We start from the raw sequence: 17,879 nt of genomic DNA on the forward strand, positions 1-17,879 counted from the left end.
GAGGACGACATGAACTACATCTCCACGCGCGGCGCCGGCATCGGCGAGCGCCACACGTTCTCCGACATCCTGCTCGGCGGTCTCGCGAAGGACGGCGGGCTCTACCTGCCGGCCGAGTATCCGAAGGTGTCCGCCGACGAGCTCGCGCGCTGGCGCACGCTGTCGTACGCGGATCTCGCGTTCGAGATCCTGTCGAAGTTCTGCGACGACGTGCCGGCCGACGACCTGCGCGCGATCACGCGTCGCACGTACACGGCCGACGTGTACCGCAACACGCGCCATGGCGAGAACGCGTCCGACATCACGCCGCTGAAGACGCTCGGCACCGAGCACGGCGCGCCGATCTCGCTGCTCGAACTGTCGAACGGCCCGACGCTCGCGTTCAAGGACATGGCGATGCAGCTGCTCGGCAACCTGTTCGAGTACACGCTCGCGAAGCACGGGCAGACGCTGAACATTCTCGGTGCGACGTCCGGCGACACCGGCAGCGCGGCCGAATACGCGATGCGCGGCAAGGCCGGCGTGCGCGTGTTCATGCTGTCGCCCCACAAGAAGATGAGCGCGTTCCAGACGGCCCAGATGTTCAGCCTGCAGGATCCGAACATCTTCAACCTCGCGGTCGAGGGCGTGTTCGACGATTGCCAGGACATCGTGAAGGCCGTTTCGAACGATCACGCGTTCAAGGCGCAACAGAAGATCGGTACGGTCAACTCGATCAACTGGGCGCGCGTCGTCGCGCAGGTCGTGTACTACTTCAAGGGCTATTTCGCGGCCACGCAATCCAACGACGAGCGCGTGTCGTTCACGGTGCCGTCGGGCAACTTCGGCAATGTCTGCGCAGGCCACATCGCGCGGATGATGGGGCTGCCGATCGCGAAGCTCGTGGTCGCGACCAACGAGAACGACGTGCTCGACGAGTTCTTCCGCACGGGCGCGTATCGCGTGCGCAGCGCCGAGAACACGTATCACACGAGCAGCCCGAGCATGGACATCTCGAAGGCATCGAACTTCGAGCGCTTCGTGTTCGACCTGCTCGGCCGCGATCCGGCGCGCGTGATGCAGCTGTTCCGCGACGTCGAGGAGAAGGGCGGTTTCGATCTCGCGGCGAGCGGCGATTTCTCGCGCGTCGCCGAGTTCGGTTTCGTGTCGGGCCGCAGCAGCCATACGGACCGCATCGCGACGATTCGCGACGTGTTCTCGCGCTACGACACGATGATCGATACGCATACGGCCGACGGCGTGAAGGTCGCGCGCGAGCATCTCGACGCAGGCGTGCCGATGGTCGTGCTCGAGACCGCGCAGCCGATCAAGTTCGGCGAGACGATTCGCGAAGCACTCGATCGCGAAGCCGAGCGTCCGGCTGCATTCGACGGGCTCGAGGCGCTGCCGCAGCGTTTCGAGGTCGTGAAGGCCGACGCGCAGCAGGTGAAGGACTTCATCGCCGCCCATACGGGCGCATGACGCACGGCCGGGCCGCGGGCCCGGCTGCGCAGGACGGCCGGAATGCCGATTCGTCGAACGGATCGGGGTTCCGGCCGTTTCGTTTGGCGGCGCCGCGCGGGTACCGCCGCACTGTACTCAAAACAAGTGCCAGACCGGGGCGCTCGCGCCGATCACAGTTTCCGCATGTCGGCCATATCGCGCGCCCGTGCGACGGCGTCGCTACAATGACGGTTTGAATCCAACGATCCCCGATTCCATCGATGTCGAATCCGAATCCCGCGGCGCCGCGCGCGCCGATGCTGTCGACCGCCGAGGCACTCGCCGCGCTGCTCGATGCCGCGAAGCCGTTGCCCGGCGCCGAAACGGTCGCCACGCTCGACGCGCTCGGCCGCGTGCTGGCAACTGACGTGAGCTCGCCGCTCGACGTGCCGCCGATGCATACGAGTGCGATGGACGGCTATGCGGTGCGCGTCGCCGACCTGCTGCATGGCGAGCGGCGCTTGCCCGTGTCGCAGCGCATTCCGGCAGGCCATCCTGCCGCGCCACTGGCTGCCGGCACGGCCGCGCGGATCTTCACCGGCGCGACGGTGCCGCCCGGCGCCGACGCCGTCGTGATGCAGGAACAGACGTCGGCCGACGGCGATGCGGTCGAGATCCTGCACACGCCGAAGGTCGGTGAATGGATCACCGCACAGGGCGCGGATATCCGGCAGGGCTCGGTGATCCTGCCGGCCGGCACACGGCTCACGCCGCAGGCGCTCGGCCTGGCCGCGTCGGTTGGCTGCGCGCAACTGCCGGTCGCGCGGCGGATTCGCGTCGCGGTGTTCTTCACCGGCGACGAGCTGACGATGCCCGGCGAGCCGCTGAAGCCCGGCGCGATCTACAACTCGAACCGCTTCACGCTTCGCGGGCTGCTGGAGCGGCTCGGCTGCCACGTGACCGACTACGGGATCGTGCCCGATTCGCTCGCCGCGACGCGCGACACGCTGCGCGAGGCCGCCCGCGATCACGACGTGATCCTGACGAGCGGCGGCGTGTCGGTCGGCGACGAGGACCACGTGAAGCCGGCCGTCGAGGCCGAAGGGCGGCTCGCGCTGTGGCAGATCGCGATGAAGCCCGGCAAGCCGCTCGCGTACGGCGCGGTGCGCCGCGGCGACGATCGCGCCGACGCGCACTTCATTGGATTGCCCGGCAACCCGGTGTCGAGCTTCGTCACGTTCCTGCTGTTCGTGCGGCCGTTCCTGCTGCGCTTGTCCGGCGTGCGCGACGTCACGCCGCGCGCGCTGTCGCTGCGCGCCGACTTTTCGCAAAACAAGGGCGACCGGCGCAACGAATTCCTGCGTGCGCGCGTGAACGCGGCCGGTGGCCTCGACCTGTTCCCGAACCAGAGTTCGGCGGTGCTGACGTCGACAGTGTGGGGCGACGGCCTGATCGACAACCCGCCGCAGCACGCGATCAGCGCTGGCGAGACCGTGCGTTTCATTCCGTTTTCCGAACTGCTGTCGTAACGCGACGGCCTCCCGAACCATGAAGATTCAACTGAAATTCTTTGCAAGCGTACGCGAGGCGCTGGGCGTCGCCGACGAGCAGGCCGACGTGCCGGACAGCGTCACGACCGTCGGCGACGTGCGCGCGTGGCTGCGCGTGCGCGGTGGCGCGTGGGCCGAGACGCTCGCCGAAGGGCGCGCACTGCGCATGGCGTGCAACCACGAGATGACCGATGCCGACACGCGGCTCACCGAAGGCTGCGAAGTCGCGTTCTTTCCGCCGGTGACGGGCGGTTGAGGCACGGGCGATGACAACGGTACGAATCCAGTCCGACGACTTCGACCTGAACGCGGAAGTCGCGGCACTGCGCGCACGCAACCCGAAGATCGGTGCGCTCGCGTGCTTCGTCGGCACGGTGCGCGACCTGAACGAAGGCGATTCGGTTGCCGCGTTGGAACTCGAGCACTATCCGGGAATGACCGAGAAGGCGCTCGAGAGGATTGCCGCCGAGGCCGGCCGGCGCTGGCCGGGCATCGACGTCGCGATCGTGCATCGCGTCGGCCGACTCCTGCCGCTCGACCAGATCGTGATGGTCGCGACGGTTGCGTCGCACCGCGGCGATGCGTTCGCGTCGTGCGAGTTCGTGATGGACTACCTGAAGACCGAAGCGCCGTTCTGGAAGAAGGAAACGACGCCGGATGGCGAGCGCTGGGTCGATGCGCGCAGCACCGACGATGCGGCACTCGCGCGCTGGGGCATCGAATCGGGCAATACGCGGCGCTGAGCGCGGCGTCAGGGGAGTGCGGCGAGGTGCCGCATGTGCGCAAGCGTCGCGCGTGACGGCTGCCCGTTACGCGTCCGGATCGCTGCTGCGCCCGATGATCTTCGTCGGAAACGGCTCGCCGCGGGCACGCGACGGCAACGAATGCGGATCGGCGCCCGCGTCGCGACGGCGCGGCGAGATCGCGTCGAGCAGGGCCTGCTGCTCGGGCGGAATCGGGTAGTCCCAGCCGAACCGGCTCAACTGGAGGCTCTGCGCGATCCGCAGCGCAGGCGCCATGAAGCGGATTGCCGCGGGCGGCGCGTAGCGCGCCTCGACGGTCTTCAGGAACAATGACAGCCAGCGGCTGAAATGGGCCGGCTCGATCCCGTCGAGCGGCTGGTGCGCCTGCTGCACGTTGCCGCGATAGCCCTTGGTGCCGAGCACGAGGCTCGACCAGAAAGTGACCATCTTCGCCAGGTGGTCGTCCCAGCGACCCGCCAGCTTCGCGTCGAACACGGGCCCGAGCAGCGGATCGGCGCGCACGCGGTCGTAGAACGCGTAGACGAGCGCGCGGATGTTCTCTTCGGCCGGCTCGGTGTCGCGAAGGCGGGCCGGTGCGGTATCGGGCGAGGCGGGCAGGACGGTCATGGCAAAAGGGCCGGAGAAATAAGCAACGACGGGGCGGCGGCGCGGGCATCGGGCAGGACACCGGCCGGATTTTGACGCAAAATGGCGTGCAATAACCCTTGAAAACGTGTAAGTGTCACGCATCTTATTGCGCGCACGCCCTCCCGGCAACCCGGAGCCGCGGAACTGTGCCGTCAACCGGCCTGATGCGCATCCCGACCGGCCCGGTTCACGTAATCGGGGCACGATCGATTTTTTTCCGTATTCGCCCATGAGACTCACCGACTACACCGACTATTCGCTGCGCGTGATGCTGTACCTTGCCGTGCGCGGCGAGGGGCTCGCCACGATCCAGGAGATCTCGGACGCCTACGGCATCTCGAAGAACCATCTGATGAAAGTCGTGCAGCAGCTCGGCGAGCTGGGGTGGGTCGATACCGTTCGTGGTCGCAATGGCGGGCTGCGGCTGTTCCCCGAATCGCTGCAACTGACCGTCGGCCAGGTCGTGCGCGCGACCGAGAGCGATTTTGCGCTGGTCGGCTGCTTCTTGGCCGACGGCGAGTCGCGCGGCTGCGTGATCGAGCCGCGGTGCCGGTTGAAGGGCGTGCTGGCGGCCGCGCGCGATGCATTCTTCGCCGAACTCGACCGTCACACGCTAGGCGAACTGGTCGAACCCGCTTCGCCGCTCATCGCGTTGCTCGGCATCCGCCCGGTCGTGCGCATGCGTGCCGAGCCGTCGCCGGAAGATGCACCTGCGCCCGTCGAGCCGCCGTCGACGGCCGGCTGATGCGCGCTCGCCGCGCTTCTCGATCCGGCCGTGGCCCGTCCAGGCGCCGCTTCAAGGATATCCATCGATTTTTGCGCTGAATCAACCCGAATTTCGCTTGAAAGCCGCATAACCATCCTCATCTTGGTGTTAATCGAAAATTGGAGGTCTCGACTAAATGAGAATCGACAAGCTCACCACCAAGTTCCAGGAAGCACTCGCGGACGCGCAAAGCCTCGCGGCAGGCCGCGACAATCAATACATCGAACCCGTTCACGTTCTCGCGGCGCTGGTCGCGCAGCAGGACGGTTCAGCCCGCTCGCTGATGTCGCGCGCGGGTGTGCACATTCAGGCGCTGCAAGGCGCGCTGAACGAGGCTATCTCGCGCCTGCCGCAAGTGACGGGCACGGGCGGCGACATCCAGGTCGGCCGTGAACTGGCCGGGCTCCTGAACCAGGCGGACAAGGAAGCGCAGAAGCTCAACGACACGTTCATCGCGAGCGAGATGTTCCTGCTCGCCGTGTCCGACGACAAGGGCGACGCCGGCAAGCTCGCGCGCCAGCATGGCCTCACGCGCAAGGCGCTGGAAGCCGCGATCGCCGCTGTGCGCGGCGGCTCGCAGGTGCACAGCCAGGATGCGGAGAGCCAGCGCGAGGCACTGAAGAAATACACGGTCGACCTGACCGAGCGCGCCCGTGCGGGCAAGCTCGATCCGGTGATCGGCCGCGACGACGAAATCCGCCGTTCGATCCAGATCCTGCAGCGCCGCACGAAGAACAACCCGGTGCTGATCGGCGAGCCGGGCGTCGGCAAGACGGCGATCGTCGAAGGGCTCGCGCAGCGGATCGTCAACGGCGAAGTACCCGAGACGCTGAAGGGCAAGCGCGTGCTGTCGCTCGACATGGCCGCACTGCTCGCGGGCGCGAAGTATCGCGGCGAATTCGAGGAGCGCCTGAAGGCGGTGCTCAACGACATCGCGAAGGACGAAGGCCAGACGATCGTCTTCATCGACGAAATCCACACGATGGTCGGCGCGGGCAAGGCCGAAGGCGCGATGGATGCGGGCAACATGCTGAAGCCGGCGCTGTCGCGTGGCGAGCTGCACTGCATCGGCGCGACCACGCTCGACGAATACCGCAAGTACATCGAGAAGGATGCCGCGCTCGAGCGCCGCTTCCAGAAGGTGCTCGTCGACGAGCCGAGCGTCGAGGCGACGATCGCGATCCTGCGCGGGCTGCAGGAGAAGTATGAGCTGCACCACGGCGTCGACATCACCGACCCGGCGATCGTCGCCGCGGCCGAGCTGTCGCACCGCTACATCACCGACCGCTTCCTGCCTGACAAGGCGATCGACCTGATCGACGAAGCCGCGTCGAAGATCAAGATGGAAATCGATTCGAAGCCCGAAGAGATGGACAAGCTCGACCGCCGGCTGATCCAGCTGAAGATCGAGCGCGAAGCCGTGAAGAAGGAGCAGGACGAAGCGTCGCAGAAGCGCCTGCAGCTGATCGAGGAAGAGATCGAGCGGCTCGGTCGCGAGTATTCGGATCTCGAGGAAATCTGGACCGCCGAGAAGGCCGCGGTGCAGGGCAGCGCGCAGCTGAAGGAAGAGATCGAGAAGGTGCGGGCGGACATCGCACGGCTGCAGCGTGACGGCAAGCTGGAGAAGGTCGCCGAGCTGCAGTACGGCAAGCTGCCGCAGCTCGAGGCGCAACTGAAGCAGGTCACGCAGGCCGAAGAGCAGGAGCAGCACAACCCGACGCGTCCGCGCCTGCTGCGTACGCAGGTCGGCGCCGAGGAAATCGCGGAAGTCGTGTCGCGTTCGACCGGGATTCCGGTGTCGCGGATGATGCAGGGCGAACGCGAGAAGCTGCTGCACATCGAGGAAAAGCTGCATGAGCGCGTGGTTGGCCAGGACGAGGCGATCAGCGCGGTGGCTGACGCGATCCGCCGTTCGCGCGCGGGTCTCGCCGATCCGAACCGTCCGTACGGCTCGTTCCTGTTCCTCGGCCCGACGGGCGTCGGCAAGACCGAGCTGTGCAAGGCGCTGGCGTCGTTCCTGTTCGATTCGGAAGAGCACCTGATCCGCATCGACATGAGCGAGTTCATGGAGAAGCACAGCGTCGCGCGGCTGATCGGCGCGCCGCCGGGCTATGTCGGTTACGAGGAAGGCGGTTACCTGACGGAAGCCGTGCGCCGCAAGCCGTACAGCGTGATCCTGCTCGACGAGATCGAGAAGGCGCATCCGGACGTGTTCAACGTGCTGCTGCAGGTGCTCGACGACGGCCGCATGACGGACGGGCAGGGGCGCACGGTCGACTTCAAGAACACGGTGATCGTGATGACGTCGAACCTCGGCTCGCAGGTGATCCAGGCGATGACGGGGGCGCCGCAGGAAGAGATCAAGGACGCCGTGTGGCTCGAGGTGAAGCAGCATTTCCGCCCCGAGTTCCTGAACCGGATCGACGACGTCGTCGTGTTCCATGCGCTCGACCGCAGCAACATCGAGTCGATCGCGAAGATCCAGCTCGCGCGCCTGCACGAACGGCTCGCGAAGCTCGACATGGCGCTCGACGTGTCGGAAGCGGCGCTCGAACAGATCGGCAAGGTCGGCTACGATCCGCTGTTCGGTGCGCGTCCGCTGAAGCGCGCGATCCAGCAGGAGATCGAGAACCCGGTCGCGAAGCTCATCCTCGCGGGCCGCTTCGGTCCGAAGGACGTGATTCCGGTCGACGTCCACGACGGCACGTTCGTGTTCGACCGCGTCGTGCACTGATCGCCTGCCGCCCGGTTTGCGCCGGGCGTGCAAAAGCAAACACCCCGCCTCGGCGGGGTGTTTGCTTATGGCGCGTCGCAACGACGCTGCGCGTCAGCCCTGCTTGTTGCCGCCGAACATGCCGGCGATCTGCGACAGCGAGCCGAGCACGTTCGACGGGTCGACCTGTGCCTGGCCGTCGGCCGGCACCGTGCCGTCCGGCGTGGCGTGGTTGACGACGTGCGGCAGCACTTGCGCAAGGACGGTCGAGGCCATCGACGGATCGACGCCGAACTTGCTCGCGAGCGCGCCGATCGCGTCCGAGCCGAGCACGTTCTGCAGCGCGTCCGGCGAGATCGGCTGGTTCTGGCCGTTGCCGACCCACGAGCCGATGATGTCGCCGGCGCCGCCGGCCTTGAATTTCTCGATCAGGCCATTCAGGCCGCCCGGCTGGTTGTTGATGAATTCGAGCGCGGTCGTGATCAGCGCGCTTTGCGAGTTGCCGCCGGCCTGGCTGCCGAGCAGACCGCCAACGATGTCGAGGAGACCCATGGTTCTTCACCTTTACCGATAAGGGCGCCACGCAGTGGGCGCCCGTTGAACGAATGCCGCGCGCACGCCGTCGCGCGCGCGGCGCACATCAGGCGCCCGACGCCGCGGCGGCGGAGGCTGCCTTGTCCTTCTTGCCTTTCTTCTTCGAACCCTTCGTCGCTGCCGACGACGCCGCGGCCGGTGCGCTCGCACCCGCATCGGCGGATGCCGCCGCTGCCGCGGCCGCTTTTTCCTTCTTCGTCATGCGCTTGGCCTTGGCCGGCTTCGCCGCCGCATCCGGCGCGCTGGCCGCCGGCGCCGGTGCGGTGGCCGTCGTGCCGGCCGTCGCGGTCGTGGACGTGGACGCCGTGCCTGCCGACGTCGTTGCCGACGGGGTGGCCGAAGTCGTCGCGGCCGGCTTCGACAGCTTCACCCCCTTCGGCGGCGTCGACGAGCCGCCGATCGTCAGGCCGTTTTCCTCGAGATGCCCGACCGACTTCGTGCCGAGGCCCTTCACGCGGTTCGCGAGATCGTCCGCGTCCTTGAACGGGCCGTTCTTGGTGCGTTCGTCGATGATCGCCTTCGACTTCACGGGCCCGAGACCCTTCACGGATTCGAGCGCGGCCTGGTCAGCCGTGTTGACTTCGACGGCCGCCGCGAGGCCTGCGGCGAGCGACAGCGATAGCGCGACGAACAGCATCAGCAGCTTTTTCAGCATGGCAAAGGCTCCCTGGTTCTGACGGATGAATGGCTGTTGCAACGAACGGCGGAGCGAGACCCGGCCGGGCGTCGCCGTTAAGCATAGGACAAATGCGTGCCCTTTTTAAGACAGGCTGACCGAATCTTGCTGAAGGCTTGCGGCGCTGTAAAGGCCGAAACTCGCGCCGGGCGGCGGTTTTGACCATTCTTTACGGTGTCGGCGAGGTATCGCCGATGATCGTCGCACTGGCCGTTCGACAGGGCTTGACTTAGAGTGAACTCTAACTCCTAACCTTGTTCCTGCCATGTCGAAAACCGTAACCCAACCTTCCTCCGCCGGCCCGCTGACGATCGGCCAGGTCGCCGAAATGACCGGCTTGTCGACGCATACGCTGCGGTACTACGAGCAGGCCGGCCTGCTGCGCGCCATTTCGCGCACGGCGGCCGGGCACCGGCTCTATGCGCCGGCCGACCTTGACTGGCTGGCCTTCGTGATGCGCCTGAAGGCGACCGGTATGCCGATCGCGCAGATGCAGGCGTTCGCGGCGCTGCGCGCGCAAGGCGAAGCGACCTTCGGTGCGCGGCGCAGTCTGCTGGTCGAGCATCGCGATGCGGTGCGCGCGCATATCGCGGAGCTGCAGGCGAGCCTCGACGTGATCAGCGACAAGATCGCGTACTACGAAGCACAGGAGCGGGATGCGGCGAGACGGGCGAAACCTTCTCACTCTCCATCGGAACAGGACGGACACAATGGAACGACTCGTTGAAGACCGCTACACGCGCGGCTGGAACAAACTGAAGGAAATCGACGGCGAAGTGGGCGAGCGCGTGATCGCGGCCCTCGCGCCGGTCGCGCCGGACTTCGGCCGGCTCCTGGTCGAATTCGGTTTCGGCGACATCTACAGCCGGCCGCAACTCGACCTGAAAGCGCGCGAGATCGCGACGATCGCGGCGCTGGCCGCGCTCGGCAACGCGCAGCCGCAACTCAAAGTGCATATCGAGGCCGCGCTCAACGTGGGCTGCACGCGCGACGAGATCGTCGAGGTGTTCATGCAGATGGCCGTGTATGCGGGTTTTCCGGCCGCGCTCAACGCATTGTTCGCCGCGCACGAGGTGTTCGTGCGGCGCGATGAAGCCGAGGCGGCCGGCAAGACGGGTGACGCCGCGAACGCACGCGAAGCGGCGGCGCATGCATCGTGAGCGGTAGATGCGCCGGCGCGTCACGCGCGATGCGGCGCGACGATCCGGTGCTTCGCGATGCGCCGGTACAGCGTCGCCCGCGAGATGCCGAGCGCCTGCGCGGCCGCGTCGGGCCGCCAGCGATGCGCGGTGAGCACGGCGATGATGCGGCCGCGTTCGTCGTCGGGCAGCGTGCCGGTCGCCACGCCGCCGAGTGTCGCGGCAATATCGGCCGGCAGATCTTGCCGCGTCACGCGCGCGGCGTCGCACACCGCGCACGCGTAGCGCAGCACGTTGCGCAACTGCCGCACGTTGCCGGGCCACGGGTACGCGGCGAGTTGTTCGGCGAGCGTCGCGTCGAGCGTCAGCACGTGGCCGGTTGCCTGCGCCTCCTCGGCGAACACGGTGGCAATCACGTCGCGCACGTCGGCACGCTCGCGCAGCGGCGGCAGTTCGAACGTCGCGCCGCTCAGCCGGTAGTACAGATCCTCGCGGAACGTGCCGTCGGCCACCATGCGTGCAAGATCGCGGTGCGTCGCGCAGATCACGTCGAGATCGACGCGTACGGGCGTGTCGCTGCCGAGCGGCACGACCTCGCCATCGGCGAGCACACGCAACAGGCGTGTCTGCAGCGCGAGCGGCATGTCGCCGATTTCGTCGAGGAACAGCGTGCCGCCGTCGGCGAGCGCGATCTTGCCGCGCGCGCCATGCTTGCGTGCGCCGGTGAACGCGCCGGCCGCATAGCCGAACAATTCGCTCTCGATCAGCGCTTCCGGTAGCGCTCCGCAATTGACGGCGACGAACGGCCGCGCACGTCGTGCACCGGCGTCGTGGATCGCGCGCGCGAACACTTCCTTGCCCGCACCGGTTTCGCCGAGCACGAGAATCGGCAGCCGCTTGCTCGCGACACGCAGCGCAAGCTCGGCCTGCTGCGCGATATGCGCGTCGCTGCTGTGCAGGAACGGCGTCAGCGCGCCGACGTGGCGTTGCACGGTGCCCGGGCGGCGCGAGGCCGTGCCGGGTTCGCGGCCGGTGCGCCGAAGCGGCGCACGCAGCCGTGCATAGAGCGGCGCGCCGGTCGCGCGCAGCCGCAGCGCGACGATCGCATCGAGCCGCGCGGCATCGCGCAGCGGCATCTCGGTTGCATCGAAGATCTCGTCGATATGGCGCGGTTCGCGCAGCGCCGGCAGCGCATCGCGTGCCTGCCGGTTCGCGGCGACGATATTGCCGCATTCGTCGAACGCGATCAGCCACTCGGGTTGCGCTTCGACGTAGTGACGATTCGGATGCCCGAACAGGATCCAGTGGTGCGCGGTGCTGTGCACGAAGTAGCCGTCCTCGATCAGCGCCGCGCTCTGCCGCACGAGCTGATAGACGAGACGCTGGCTGTCGCGGCCGTCGGGCGAATGAACGGCCGACGCGTCGAGCACGCCGATCAGTTCGCCGCCCGGCGAGAAGATCGGCGCCGCGCTGCAGGTGAGCGTCGTGAATGCCGCGCGAAAGTGATCGGTCTTGTGCACGGTAATCGGCGCGAGATCGGTCAGCACGTTCGCGACACCGCACGTGCCTTCCTCGCTTTCCGACCAGCACGAACCGATATGCAGCCCGGCGTGGCGGAAGTCGTTGCGGCGCTCGCGGTCGATCCGGTAGTCGATCGTCACGCCGTGCGCGTCGGTCAGCATCACGCAGTAGTCGGCCACGCGGATCATGTCGTGCAGCCGCGTCAGGCACTGGCCCGACGCGCGCAGGAACGCCTCCTCCTTGTCGCGCACTTCGCGCAGCTCGGCCGCGGTCAGCACGCGCGGACCGATCGACGAAGCGGGGTCGAGACGGTAGCGCTCCAGCGACCGCTGCCACGACGACACGAGGCGCGACGATTCGGCCGGCGCGGGCAGGCGTCCGGCGAGCGCGCCGAGCACACGGTCGGCGTGCTGGGCCTGGGGGACGGCGTAAGGCATGGTCGGCTCCGGTTCCGTACGGCGGGGAATGCGCTGTTCTTGTAGCACATCCCGTTCGACGGATCACATTGCATCGCAGCACGTGACCGGCGTGAGACGTTCGTCTCACCGGTATCGCGGGCCGTCTCGTGATGTTGAGACGCGTTCGTGTGCGACTTGCGGAGATCGTCCCGCATGACGTGGCATGCGTGGTGCCGCGATACCACGGGGTTTGCGAGCGCAACGGCATGCTTGCGCCGGTGGCGCGAGGACCGTTTCGTCGCATCGGCGATGTGAGACGCACGAGCCGAATTGCCGCGTGCTCCGTCCTGCCTGTCGCGAACCGGGGAGCGCCTGCATCCCCGCCGCGTCAACATTCACAAGGGTTTCACGTGCATCGCACGCACGATGGCACGCCGCTTGCAGAGATCACGGGCAAGTCGGCGCGGTCGCGTCGACGACGATCCGCCGCCCGGCGATGGCAGCGGACGAGACAGGCAAGGCTGCGGCGCACGCCCATGCACCGGGGCCGGCCAACCGGATGGAGACGAACCCGTGACGACGCCCGTTACCGTCGGCGTGATCGCGAACCCCGCATCGGGGCGCGATATCCGCCGCCTCACGACGCATGCATCCGTATTTCCGACGGCGGAGAAGGCGAACATGATCGTGCGCCTGCTGGCCGGCCTCGGCGCGATGGGCGTCGAGCGCGTGCTGACGCTGCGCGACCGGACGGGCATCGCGACGCTGCTGCTGCGAGCGCTCGACACGCATCGTGCGGTTGCGCCGCACGAGCGCTGGCCCGAAGTCGAATTCGTCGACCTGCCGATCACCGACACCGTCGCCGATACACAGGCCGGCGCCGCGTACCTGCACCGGATGGAGGTCGCGCTGATCGTCGTGCTCGGTGGCGACGGCACCCATCGCGCCGTGGCGGCGCACTGCGGCGCGACGCCGCTCGTCGCGCTGTCCACCGGCACCAACAACGCGTTTCCCGAGCATCGCGAAGCCACCGTCGCCGGGGTCGCGGCAGGACTCGCCGCGACCGGCGCGGTGCCGGCCGAAGTCGCGTTCACGCGCAACAAGCGGCTCGTCGTGCGCTGCGTGGCGGGCGCGCAGCCGGGGCGCGAGGAGATCGCGCTCGTCGACGTCTGCGCGGCACGGCTGCGCTTCATCGGCGCCCGTGCGATCTCGGGGTCCGACGACATCGATTCGCTCTACCTGACATTTGCGGAACCTGACGGGATCGGCCTGTCCGCGCTCGGCGGCGCGTGGGCGCCGCTCGAACGCAGCGCGCCGCACGGGCTCGCGATGCGCTTCGCGGCCGAAGGCCAGACGGCCGGCACGCCACTCGTCGCACCGATCGCGCCGGGCCGCGTCGATCGCGTCGTGATGCGCAGTTGCGAGCGGCTCGAGCCCGGTGCATGGCAGGCGATCCCGTTCGAGCGCGGCACGCTCGCGTTCGATGGCGAGCGCGAGATCGAGGTCGCGCGCGGCGATCGCTACGAGATCTCGCTCGACTGGCGCGGGCCGCTGACGGTCGACGTCGGCCGCACGCTGCGCTACGCGTCGTCACGCCAACTGCTGCGCGATGCCGGCGAGCGGCGCTATTGAGGCGCCGTGTTGCCGAGCGACATTTCGACATCCATAACGATCACCCAGGAGACATCGCCATGACAACCCCACTCGACGGACAGGTCGCCATCGTCACCGGAGGTGCGCGCGGTATCGGTCGCGGCGTTGCATTGACGTTCGCAGGCGCGGGCGCCGACATCCTGCTCGCCGACCTGCTCGACGACGCACGCGATGCCATCGCGCGCGAGGTACGCGCGCTCGGCCGCCGGGTGGCGGTCGCGAAGGTCGATGTCACGCAGGCCGCGCAGGTCGATGCGATGGTTGCGCAGGCGCTTGCCGAACTCGGCCGGCTCGACATCCTTGTGAACTGCGCGGGCGTGATCAGCATTCATCCGGTCCGCGAACTGACCGAGCGCGACCGGGGTTTCGTGATGGACGTGAACGCGAAGGGCACGTTCCTCGGCTGCCGCGCGGCGCTCGCGCCGCTGAAGGCGCAGGGCCGCGGCCGGATCGTCGACGTCGCGTCGATCGCCGGCAAGGAAGGCTTTCCGAATCTCGCGCATGACAGCGCATCGAAATTCGCGGCTGTCGGCTTCACGAATGCACTCGCGAAGGAGGTCGCGCGCGACGGCGTGACCGTCAACGCGATCTGCCCCGGCATCGGGCGTGCCTGCATGTGGGACCGCCTGTCCGACGAATGGAAGGCCGATGGCGAATCGGTCGAGGCGTCGTGGCAGCGGCACCCATTGACGCTGATTCCGCAGGGCCGCCCGCAAACGCCGGAAGACCTGGACCGGCTCGCGCTGTTTTTCGCGACGATGGACAACGTGACGGGCCAGGCCGTGAACATCGACGGCTGCTTCACGTTCCACTGACGGCCGCAGGCCGTGCAATCCGTCGCCACGGCCCGGCCGAGTCGGCATTCGCAGTCAGACCTACCCAGGAGACACACATGACAGCTTCGACACAGCTCAGCAGGGACAAGCTGCTGGACGCCTACCGGCTGATGCGCACGATTCGCGAATTCGAGGAGCGCCTGCACGTCGAATTCGCGACCGGCGAGATCCCCGGCTTCGTTCACCTGTATGCGGGCGAGGAGGCGTCCGCGGTCGGCACGATGCTGCACCTCGGCCTCGACGACTACGTGGCGACCACGCATCGCGGCCACGGCCATTGCATCGCGAAGGGCGTCGACGTGCACGGGATGATGGCCGAGATCTACGGCAAGAAGACGGGCGTCTGCCACGGCAAGGGCGGCTCGATGCACATCGCCGACCTGGCGATGGGGATGCTCGGCGCCAACGGGATCGTCGGTGCGGGCGGCCCGCTCGTCTGCGGCGCGGCGCTCGCGGCGAAGCACAGGAAGACCGGCGGCGTCGGCGTGTGCTTCTTCGGCGACGGCGCATCGAACCAGGGCGTGATCTTCGAATCGATGAACCTCGCGTCGGTGTGGCGGCTGCCCGCGATCTTCGTGGCCGAGAACAACGGCTATGCGGAAGCGACGTCGTCGAGCTGGTCGGTCGCGACCGACAACATCGCCGATCGTGCGAACGGGTTCGGGATGCCGGGCGTGATCGTCGACGGCTTCGACTTCTTCGCGGTGCACGAAGCGCTCGGCGAGGCCGTCGATCGTGCGCGCAACGGCGGCGGCCCGACGCTCGTCGAGGTGAAGTTCACGCGCTACTTCGGCCATTTCGAGGGCGATGCGCAAACCTATCGTGCACCTGGCGAAGTGCAGAAGCTGCGCGACGAGAAGGACTGCCTGAAGCATTTCGAAACGCGCGTTGTGCGGGCCGAAGCGCTGACGACCGCCGATCTGCGCGCGGTCGATGCACAGGTCAAGGCGCTGATCGACGATGCGGTCGCGCAGGCGAAGGCCGCGCCGGTACCCGATGCAGCCGACCTGCTGACCGACGTCTACGTGTCGTACCCGTGAGCACGGCCTGACACCGCAGCCGGCACGGCGAACCGAACATTCCAGGAGACAGACATGGCAAGGAAGATCACTTATTCGCAGGCGATCAACGAGGCGCTCGCGCAGGAAATGGCGCGAGACGACAGCGTGATCGTGATGGGCGAGGACAACGCAGGCGGCGCGGGTGCGCCGGGCGAGGACGACGCGTGGGGCGGCGTGCTCGGTGTGACGAAAGGGCTGTTCCACAAGTTTCCGGGCCGCGTGCTCGATACGCCGCTGTCCGAAGGCGGCTACATCGGCGCGGCGGTCGGCGCGGCCGCGTGCGGGATGCGGCCCGTCGCGGAGCTGATGTTCATCGATTTCATGGGCGTGTGCTTCGACCAGATCTTCAACCAGGCCGCCAAATTCCGCTACATGTTCGGCGGCAAGGCGGTGACGCCGGTCGTGATTCGCGCGATGTACGGCGCGGGCTTGCGCGCGGCCGCGCAGCATTCGCAGATGCTCACGTCGCTGTTCACGCACATTCCGGGGCTGAAGGTCGTGTGCCCGTCGACGCCGTACGACGCGAAGGGGCTGCTGATCCAGGCGATCCGCGACGACGATCCCGTGATCTTCCTCGAACACAAGTTGCTCTATACCCGTGAAGGCGACGTGCCGGAGGAGTCCTATGCGATTCCGTTCGGCGAAGCGAACGTGATGCGCGACGGCGACGACGCGACGATCGTCACGTACGGCCGGATGGTGCATCTCGCGATGGACGCGGCCGCGAAGCTCGCGAAGGACGGCATCCAGGTCGACGTGATCGACCTGCGCACGACGTCGCCGCTCGACGAGGAAACGATCCTCGAAAGCGCGGAGCGCACCGGGCGCGTGGTGGTCGTCGACGAAGCGAACCCGCGTTGCTCGATCGCGACCGACATCGCCGCGCTCGTCGCGCAGCGCGCGTTCCGAACGCTTAAGGCGCCAATCGAGCTCGTGACCGCGCCGCATACGCCCGCGCCGTTCGCGAGCGTGCTGGAAGACCTGTATATCCCGTCCGCCGATACGATTGCGCAGGCGGTCCTGAAGACGAGGAGCTGACACGATGTCGATTCACATGATCACGATGCCCAAGTGGGGGCTGTCGATGGAGCAGGGGCAGGTCAACGGCTGGCTGAAGGCGCTCGGCGAACGCGTGACGAAGGGCGACGAAGTGCTCGACGTCGAGACCGACAAGATCTCGTCGGGCGTCGAATGCGCGTTCGACGGCACGCTGCGCCGGCAGGTCGCGCAGGAAGGCGAGACGCTGCCGGTCGGCGCGCTGCTCGGCGTCCTCGCGGCCGACGACGCGAGCGATGCCGACATCGATGCGGCGATCGCCGATTTCCAGCGCGATTTCGTGCCGAGCGCGGCTTCCGACGAAGCCGCGGGCCCGCAGCCCGAAAAGGCGCAGATCGGCGGCCGGACGGTGCGCTTCCTGAAGCTCGGCGAAGGCGGCGGCACCCCCGCCGTGCTGATCCACGGCTTCGGCGGGGACCTCAACAACTGGCTGTTCAATCACGCGGATCTCGCCGCGCACCGGCCGGTGTGGGCGCTCGACCTGCCCGGCCATGGCGAGTCGGGCAAGGCGGTCGAGACGGGCAGCCTCGATGAACTGGCCGACGCGGTGCTCGCGCTGCTCGATGCGAAGGGCATCGACAAGGCCCACCTGATCGGCCATTCGATGGGGGGCGCGGTCGCGATGGCGGCGGCCGGGCGCGCACCGCAACGCGTCGCGTCGCTCACGCTGATCGCGAGCGCGGGGCTCGGCACCGACATCAACCGCGCTTACATCGACGGCTTCGTCGCCGGCAACAGCCGCAACACGCTGAAGCCGCATCTCGGCGCACTGTTCGCGGACAACGCGCTGGTCACGCGACAGCTCGTCGAGGATCTGGTCAAGTACAAGCGGCTCGAAGGCGTGCAGGCTGCGCTGGAGAAGATCGCGCATGCCGCGTTCGACGGCGCCGCGCAGCGGCGCGTGTTCCGCGACCGGCTCGCGACGCTTGCGCCCCGCACGCTCGTGATCTGGGGCGAGCGCGACCAGGTGATCCCGGTGCAGCACGCGCAGGGTTTGCCGGATGGCGTACGTGTCGAGGTGATCGCCGGCAGCGGGCACATGGTGCAGATGGAGGCGGCCGCCGATGTGAACCGCCTGATCGTCGCGTTTCTCGGAGACTGAC

Annotated in this window: 17 protein-coding genes; 13 read left to right on the forward strand and 4 right to left on the reverse strand. The window is 67.7% G+C overall.

Features of this window, described 5'->3' with window-relative positions; translation table 11 throughout:
* Nucleotides 1-9 precede the first annotated feature (9 nt).
* The 4 genes from thrC to HWX36_RS25845 all read left to right on the forward strand — a co-directional run bounded on the left by thrC (nt 10) and on the right by HWX36_RS25845 (nt 3,715).
* Nucleotides 10-1,461 carry a threonine synthase gene (gene thrC, locus HWX36_RS25830; RefSeq protein WP_175955952.1) on the forward strand — a complete coding sequence of 484 codons (1,452 nt, stop codon included), beginning with the start codon at nt 10-12 and terminating at the stop codon, nt 1,459-1,461.
* A 242-nt stretch (nt 1,462-1,703) separates the two neighbouring features.
* Entirely contained in the window at nt 1,704-2,951 is a 1,248-nt protein-coding gene (gene glp, locus HWX36_RS25835) for a gephyrin-like molybdotransferase Glp (RefSeq protein ID WP_175955954.1), read from the forward strand.
* A gap of 19 nt (nt 2,952-2,970) precedes the next feature.
* On the forward strand, nt 2,971-3,228 hold the full coding sequence (gene moaD, locus HWX36_RS25840) for a molybdopterin converting factor subunit 1 (protein ID WP_175955956.1): 258 nt from the start codon (nt 2,971-2,973) through the stop codon (nt 3,226-3,228).
* 10 nt (nt 3,229-3,238) lie between these two features.
* Nucleotides 3,239-3,715, forward strand: coding sequence for a molybdenum cofactor biosynthesis protein MoaE (locus HWX36_RS25845; RefSeq protein ID WP_175955958.1), 477 nt, complete (start codon nt 3,239-3,241; stop codon nt 3,713-3,715).
* A gap of 66 nt (nt 3,716-3,781) precedes the next feature.
* Here HWX36_RS25845 and HWX36_RS25850 read toward each other — a convergent pair whose 3' ends face one another.
* On the reverse strand, nt 3,782-4,342 hold the full coding sequence (locus tag HWX36_RS25850; RefSeq protein WP_175955960.1) for a group III truncated hemoglobin: 561 nt from the start codon (nt 4,340-4,342) through the stop codon (nt 3,782-3,784).
* A 250-nt stretch (nt 4,343-4,592) separates the two neighbouring features.
* On the opposite strand from HWX36_RS25850, the gene HWX36_RS25855 reads away from it, so the two are divergent.
* Together HWX36_RS25855 and clpB are read left to right on the forward strand one after the other, a co-directional pair.
* Nucleotides 4,593-5,108, forward strand: coding sequence for an Rrf2 family transcriptional regulator (locus HWX36_RS25855; protein ID WP_175955962.1), 516 nt, complete (start codon nt 4,593-4,595; stop codon nt 5,106-5,108).
* Between the two features lie 157 nt (nt 5,109-5,265).
* The gene (clpB, locus tag HWX36_RS25860; protein ID WP_175955964.1) at nt 5,266-7,863 is read left to right on the forward strand and encodes an ATP-dependent chaperone ClpB; all 2,598 of its coding nucleotides are present in this window, start codon (nt 5,266-5,268) and stop codon (nt 7,861-7,863) included.
* A 93-nt stretch (nt 7,864-7,956) separates the two neighbouring features.
* Here the strand turns inward: clpB and HWX36_RS25865 are convergent, their stop codons facing one another.
* Nucleotides 7,957-8,394 carry a YidB family protein gene (locus HWX36_RS25865; RefSeq protein WP_175955966.1) on the reverse strand — a complete coding sequence of 146 codons (438 nt, stop codon included), beginning with the start codon at nt 8,392-8,394 and terminating at the stop codon, nt 7,957-7,959.
* An 88-nt stretch (nt 8,395-8,482) separates the two neighbouring features.
* Nucleotides 8,483-9,091 (reverse strand): helix-hairpin-helix domain-containing protein, encoded by a 609-nt coding sequence (locus HWX36_RS25870; protein ID WP_175955967.1) that lies wholly within the window; start codon nt 9,089-9,091, stop codon nt 8,483-8,485.
* A gap of 286 nt (nt 9,092-9,377) precedes the next feature.
* On the opposite strand from HWX36_RS25870, the gene HWX36_RS25875 reads away from it, so the two are divergent.
* On the forward strand, nt 9,378-9,839 hold the full coding sequence (locus HWX36_RS25875; protein WP_175955969.1) for a MerR family transcriptional regulator: 462 nt from the start codon (nt 9,378-9,380) through the stop codon (nt 9,837-9,839).
* Nucleotides 9,823-10,272 (forward strand): carboxymuconolactone decarboxylase family protein, encoded by a 450-nt coding sequence (locus tag HWX36_RS25880; protein WP_175955971.1) that lies wholly within the window; start codon nt 9,823-9,825, stop codon nt 10,270-10,272. Before HWX36_RS25875 ends, HWX36_RS25880 begins: the two co-directional genes overlap by 17 nt.
* 20 nt (nt 10,273-10,292) lie before the next feature.
* Here HWX36_RS25880 and HWX36_RS25885 read toward each other — a convergent pair whose 3' ends face one another.
* Nucleotides 10,293-12,209 carry a sigma-54-dependent Fis family transcriptional regulator gene (locus HWX36_RS25885; RefSeq protein ID WP_175955973.1) on the reverse strand — a complete coding sequence of 639 codons (1,917 nt, stop codon included), beginning with the start codon at nt 12,207-12,209 and terminating at the stop codon, nt 10,293-10,295.
* 534 nt (nt 12,210-12,743) lie between these two features.
* Here HWX36_RS25885 and HWX36_RS25890 point away from each other — a divergent pair.
* The 5 genes from HWX36_RS25890 to HWX36_RS25910 all read left to right on the forward strand — a co-directional run bounded on the left by HWX36_RS25890 (nt 12,744) and on the right by HWX36_RS25910 (nt 17,878).
* The gene (locus tag HWX36_RS25890) at nt 12,744-13,802 is read left to right on the forward strand and encodes an NAD(+)/NADH kinase (protein ID WP_175955975.1); all 1,059 of its coding nucleotides are present in this window, start codon (nt 12,744-12,746) and stop codon (nt 13,800-13,802) included.
* A gap of 59 nt (nt 13,803-13,861) precedes the next feature.
* A complete protein-coding gene (locus HWX36_RS25895; RefSeq protein ID WP_175955977.1) occupies nt 13,862-14,638 on the forward strand; it encodes an SDR family NAD(P)-dependent oxidoreductase in 777 nt (258 codons plus the stop codon).
* A gap of 77 nt (nt 14,639-14,715) precedes the next feature.
* Nucleotides 14,716-15,699, forward strand: a complete 984-nt coding sequence (locus tag HWX36_RS25900; protein ID WP_175955979.1) for a thiamine pyrophosphate-dependent dehydrogenase E1 component subunit alpha — start codon at nt 14,716-14,718, stop codon at nt 15,697-15,699.
* Between the two features lie 54 nt (nt 15,700-15,753).
* The gene (locus tag HWX36_RS25905) at nt 15,754-16,758 is read left to right on the forward strand and encodes an alpha-ketoacid dehydrogenase subunit beta (protein WP_175955981.1); all 1,005 of its coding nucleotides are present in this window, start codon (nt 15,754-15,756) and stop codon (nt 16,756-16,758) included.
* Between the two features lie 4 nt (nt 16,759-16,762).
* Nucleotides 16,763-17,878 carry an acetoin dehydrogenase dihydrolipoyllysine-residue acetyltransferase subunit gene (locus HWX36_RS25910; protein ID WP_175955983.1) on the forward strand — a complete coding sequence of 372 codons (1,116 nt, stop codon included), beginning with the start codon at nt 16,763-16,765 and terminating at the stop codon, nt 17,876-17,878.
* Nucleotide 17,879: the final 1 nt, after the last annotated feature.

This window comes from Burkholderia sp. BCC0405 (assembly GCF_902833075.1).
Classification (GTDB): domain Bacteria; phylum Pseudomonadota; class Gammaproteobacteria; order Burkholderiales; family Burkholderiaceae; genus Burkholderia.